A 3,780-nucleotide genomic window follows, 5' to 3' on the forward strand; every position below is an offset into this window, starting at 1 on the left:
TAACTTTACAGTTGTAGGCGTAGGTTCAGCCCCCATCAATACATCCATTAGCAATTCAAACGGGTTTACTGGTGTTGTAACTATTGGTTATATGGGCGCAATTACGAAGGATTTCTTATTAGGTATTGGTGCAGAGTATTCACCTATCGCAGGTCAAAAAGCAAATTATTCGGGGAGCGTTTTAGGAACATCTTTGGGTAACGGACAGTACAACAAGGAAAACTCATACAACATCTTCTTGTCACCAGCAACGCCAATCGGAACGGATGGTTTGTTATATGGAAAAGTTGGATATACAGGCGCTACTGTTAAGGATACCTTTGGTTCAAGTTCAACCAATACAAATTACACGGGCTATTCACTAGGTCTTGGATATAAACAGATCATCACAGGCGGTCTATATGGATTTGGTGAATTTAACTATATGAGCTATGGCAATCAAACTGCTAGCTCTACAGGCACAGTTGCGGGCTATACCGTGACCTCATCTGTAACTTCAAACGCCAATGCTTACAACTTGCTAGTCGGCTTAGGCTACAAGTTCTAATCAACAATACGGGGGCTCTGAGCCCCCATTTTTATCTCCTTTACAGAAACCCATATGAATCAATTCATCTCTACCATAGCAATTACCTCTCTAATCACGGTTGGATTAGCGGGCTGCTATCCAACATCCTTAGCCGAACAGCAAAAGGATATGAATGCTGCCAAGGGTGAGGGCGACAATCTTTCAATTGGAAAAGTGCAAAAAGAGATCAAGGTTGGGATGAGCTCAGCTGATGTTGTCGGTGTACTCGGGTCTCCCAATATGGTTACTACTGACGATAAAAGGCGTGAAGTATGGGTGTACGACAAGGTCTCAACGGAAGGAATGGTTAGCACTTCAAGTGGCGCCCGCTTCTTTTGGTTGCCTGCAGACAATAAGGCTGCAGTAAGCAGAACTCAAAAGACCCTGACCATCGTCATCAAATTTGATGAAAAGGGAATGGTTCGAGACTTTGCTTACAACACCTCTAAATTCTAAGGTAGCAGTGATGAAAAAACTGATTGTCAGTTTGTGCGTACTTAGCTTGCTTGCAGGTTGTGCTACACAAATACCGACTGAAGCCTTGCAATTTCAGCCCGATACTCTTGCTAATAGACAACTTCAATCTAGAAAGTACGACATTAAGAGTGAGAAGGAGCTTTTAACGGCTTCCAATAATGTACTGCAAGACATGGGGTTTAATTTAGACGAATCTAATATGCCGCTTGGTGTAATCGTTGCCTCAAAAAATAGAGACGCAACAGATAGTGGCCAGATTGCAGGCGCAATCTTAATGGCAGCGCTATTTCGGGTACAAACCAACTACGACAAAGATCAAAAAATTAGAGCTTCTTTAGTTACAAAACCTGCAGTTACAAACAACCCAATTCAAGTGGATGTCACAACAAAAACGGGTAAGCAGGTTAAGTTCAGCCAACCCGTAGAAGCTCCCAGTGGATATGTAGTACGAGTTACCTTTCAAAGGCTGGTCTGGAATCAAAAAGGTGTTCTATCAAAGATAGAAGGAATAAACGATCCCGAAATCTACCAAGAATTCTTTGACAAGCTATCAAAATCTATCTTCTTGCAGGCACAAAATGTGGAATAAACAATATAAAAGTCGTACGTTATTAATCTTTGCTATTTCAGCTATGACGTTAATAGCAGGCTGTAATGCAACGATGAAAGATCGTGTCCTAGATTCTGCTACTGATGGACAGACTTCTGTTGAGTTGCGAGCTATTCAATCTAGGTCATTCGATACCACCGATAAGGCAAAGACGATGCGATCAACCATCGCAACTCTTCAAGATCTAGGTTTTGTCATTGATAAGGCGGATTTGGATTTAGGAAGTGTCTCTGCAACAAAATTAAGTGGGTACGCTTTGCGTATGACCGTCTCTGTGAGGCCAGGTGCATCGGGGAAGAATATGATTGTTCGAGCCAATGCTCAATATAACAATGTGCCAGTAACTGATCCTAAGCCCTATCAGGACTTCTTTGTATCATTGCAAAAATCGATGTTCTTAACTGCTAATAATGTTGATTAAGGTTCATTAGTAGTGCTGTAATGCCTTACCCAGCTCCTCTTTAATCTTTTTGCGAAGAGATGCTGGGGCAAGCACCTCCACCCCTGATCCGTACTTCAATATATCCATTACTAATTCAGGATCTTGGTTGTAATCAAACTCCAGCAGATAATTACCTTCTTTATCAAAGGACCCAACTTGTTGCCCATGCCAAGTCTCCGTACTCACCCATCTTGCTTTTTCGGGGGAGAACTTTAGCTTTGCCCTTTGACTAGCCTTACCAGAGAAGATGCCGTAACTCTCTGCAAAATGCTCATGCAATTGTTTTTCTGAAATTTCATCGGCCTTGGTATCGGTAAAAATTACTCTATTAATTCCATCAAGCGCAAAGCTACGCAGAGCTTTGCGTAAATGACAATAGGCATCTAAATACCAGTTGTCTCTATAAAAGATAAGCCGTTGTGGAGATATTTCGCGCTCAGTTGTTTTATTAGTGCCCCGTGCGTAATAAGTGATTACAAGACGCTTACGCTTGAGTAGGGCGCTGCCAATTTCCTCAAAATTCTCAATAGACCCTTTACGGGCATCCATTCCAAAAACCTTTAACCTTTTGCGTAGTTCCTTGGCTGGTGTATTGCTCTGCCCTAGAATGCCATCAATGATCGACGTAAGTGGAGCAATATGAGGTTCAATTAAACCGCCCTTATCTAAGCCCGAGAGAAGGTGCTGCATAAGAACAAGTGCGGTGGCCTCTTTCTCGGAAAACCATAAGCCAGGTAACTCAATCTTTTCACCAATGCTTTGTCCATCAAAACAGTAGCCACCTTTGAAGCGGTCGTAAATAATGGAGGCATTCATTCTGCTACGCAGATATTCCAAATCTCTTTTGAATGTAGCTTTGGATATTTCTAGTTCATTAAGGAAGTCATTAAGAGGAACGCATTGGCGTGCCTGAATCATGTACTTGATTTTGTGCAATCTCTCTACGTCACCCATGATGGCTTTCTATTGGTTTTTATAGCCCAATATTACTGCACTGGCTCATGAAATGAGCCTATTAAGAAAAGAACTTTCTAAAGTAAAGTTTTCGCCATTCAACTGGGTTAACGGTTAAATGTGCCTCAGTCATCAAATAATCAGGAGATTGAGCTTTCAAGGCATATTTCCTTGCCGCTTTTGAGGCTGGAAATCCAACAAGAACAGCCGCATCAATTGTTGCCTTGACAACAAAGAGTTCAAACCTGGGGTTAGTTATGGAAATTTGCATTGGTAACACAATGCTAAGAATAATTGCACTTGTAAGCATGGGTTATCGCTTAGAAGGTGTGTAGCCAATCCTGTTGCCGCTATTGTCAAAGTAGTTTGTTACGCCACTAGGCGCTTTAACTTCGTAGCCTATTCTGTTGCCTGAGTTGTCATAAACCCCATTCTTTGAATTTATGTTGTATTGGCTGTTGTCCATGTTGTATGGACTATTGCGCATGTTATAGGGCGAGTTCTCCATGTTGTATTGGCTGTTTTGCATGTTGTAAGGCGAATTGTCTAAATTCATAACTTGAGCAAAGCTCTTTTGGGCATAAAGGGCTGCTTGGGCAAGCAAAAAGAGGGTGAGTAGATATTTCATCAGTTTCTCCAAAATGGGGCTTAATAAGAGATTATTAATAGTCAGGCTCATACAGTGAGCTAGTAAAAAAATAATCTAAAAAATAGTTGTTTCACATGAGC

Annotated in this window: 7 protein-coding genes; 4 read left to right on the forward strand and 3 right to left on the reverse strand. The window is 41.5% G+C overall.

The features are described 5' to 3' along the window. From B7Y67_RS12655 to B7Y67_RS12670, 4 genes are all read left to right on the forward strand, one after another. Positions 1–547, forward strand: a 547-nt coding sequence (locus B7Y67_RS12655) for an outer membrane beta-barrel protein (protein ID WP_293598955.1), incomplete at its 5' end; no start/stop codon positions are given. A gap of 54 nt (positions 548–601) precedes the next feature. Beyond that, positions 602–1,024, forward strand: a complete 423-nt coding sequence (locus B7Y67_RS12660; RefSeq protein WP_293598956.1) for an outer membrane protein assembly factor BamE — start codon at positions 602–604, stop codon at positions 1,022–1,024. A 10-nt stretch (positions 1,025–1,034) separates the two neighbouring features. After that, positions 1,035–1,634, forward strand: a complete 600-nt coding sequence (locus B7Y67_RS12665; RefSeq protein ID WP_293598957.1) for a hypothetical protein — start codon at positions 1,035–1,037, stop codon at positions 1,632–1,634. 43 nt (positions 1,635–1,677) lie between these two features. Continuing rightward, on the forward strand, positions 1,678–2,076 hold the full coding sequence (locus tag B7Y67_RS12670; protein ID WP_293598958.1) for a hypothetical protein: 399 nt from the start codon (positions 1,678–1,680) through the stop codon (positions 2,074–2,076). 6 nt (positions 2,077–2,082) lie between these two features. Here B7Y67_RS12670 and B7Y67_RS12675 read toward each other — a convergent pair whose 3' ends face one another. The 3 genes from B7Y67_RS12675 to B7Y67_RS12685 all read right to left on the reverse strand — a co-directional run bounded on the left by B7Y67_RS12675 (position 2,083) and on the right by B7Y67_RS12685 (position 3,679). Next, positions 2,083–3,051, reverse strand: coding sequence for a YafY family protein (locus tag B7Y67_RS12675; RefSeq protein ID WP_293598959.1), 969 nt, complete (start codon positions 3,049–3,051; stop codon positions 2,083–2,085). A 61-nt stretch (positions 3,052–3,112) separates the two neighbouring features. Further along, positions 3,113–3,361 carry a hypothetical protein gene (locus tag B7Y67_RS12680; RefSeq protein WP_293598960.1) on the reverse strand — a complete coding sequence of 83 codons (249 nt, stop codon included), beginning with the start codon at positions 3,359–3,361 and terminating at the stop codon, positions 3,113–3,115. Positions 3,362–3,364: 3 nt separating this feature from the next. Continuing rightward, on the reverse strand, positions 3,365–3,679 hold the full coding sequence (locus B7Y67_RS12685; protein WP_293598961.1) for a hypothetical protein: 315 nt from the start codon (positions 3,677–3,679) through the stop codon (positions 3,365–3,367). Between the last annotated feature and the right edge of the window lie 101 nt (positions 3,680–3,780).

The organism is Polynucleobacter sp. 35-46-11 (assembly GCF_002281105.1).

Bases quoted from the DNA above. Each gene is read 5' to 3' on its own strand.
- B7Y67_RS12660 (WP_293598956.1), top strand. From the start codon at position 602: ATGAATCAATTCATCTCTACCATAGCAATTACCTCTCTAATCACGGTT.
- B7Y67_RS12665 (WP_293598957.1), top strand. From the start codon at position 1,035: ATGAAAAAACTGATTGTCAGTTTGTGCGTACTTAGCTTGCTTGCAGGT.
- B7Y67_RS12670 (WP_293598958.1), top strand. From the start codon at position 1,678: ATGACGTTAATAGCAGGCTGTAATGCAACGATGAAAGATCGTGTCCTA.
- B7Y67_RS12675 (WP_293598959.1), bottom strand. From the start codon at position 3,051: ATGGGTGACGTAGAGAGATTGCACAAAATCAAGTACATGATTCAGGCA.
- B7Y67_RS12680 (WP_293598960.1), bottom strand. From the start codon at position 3,361: ATGCTTACAAGTGCAATTATTCTTAGCATTGTGTTACCAATGCAAATT.
- B7Y67_RS12685 (WP_293598961.1), bottom strand. From the start codon at position 3,679: ATGAAATATCTACTCACCCTCTTTTTGCTTGCCCAAGCAGCCCTTTAT.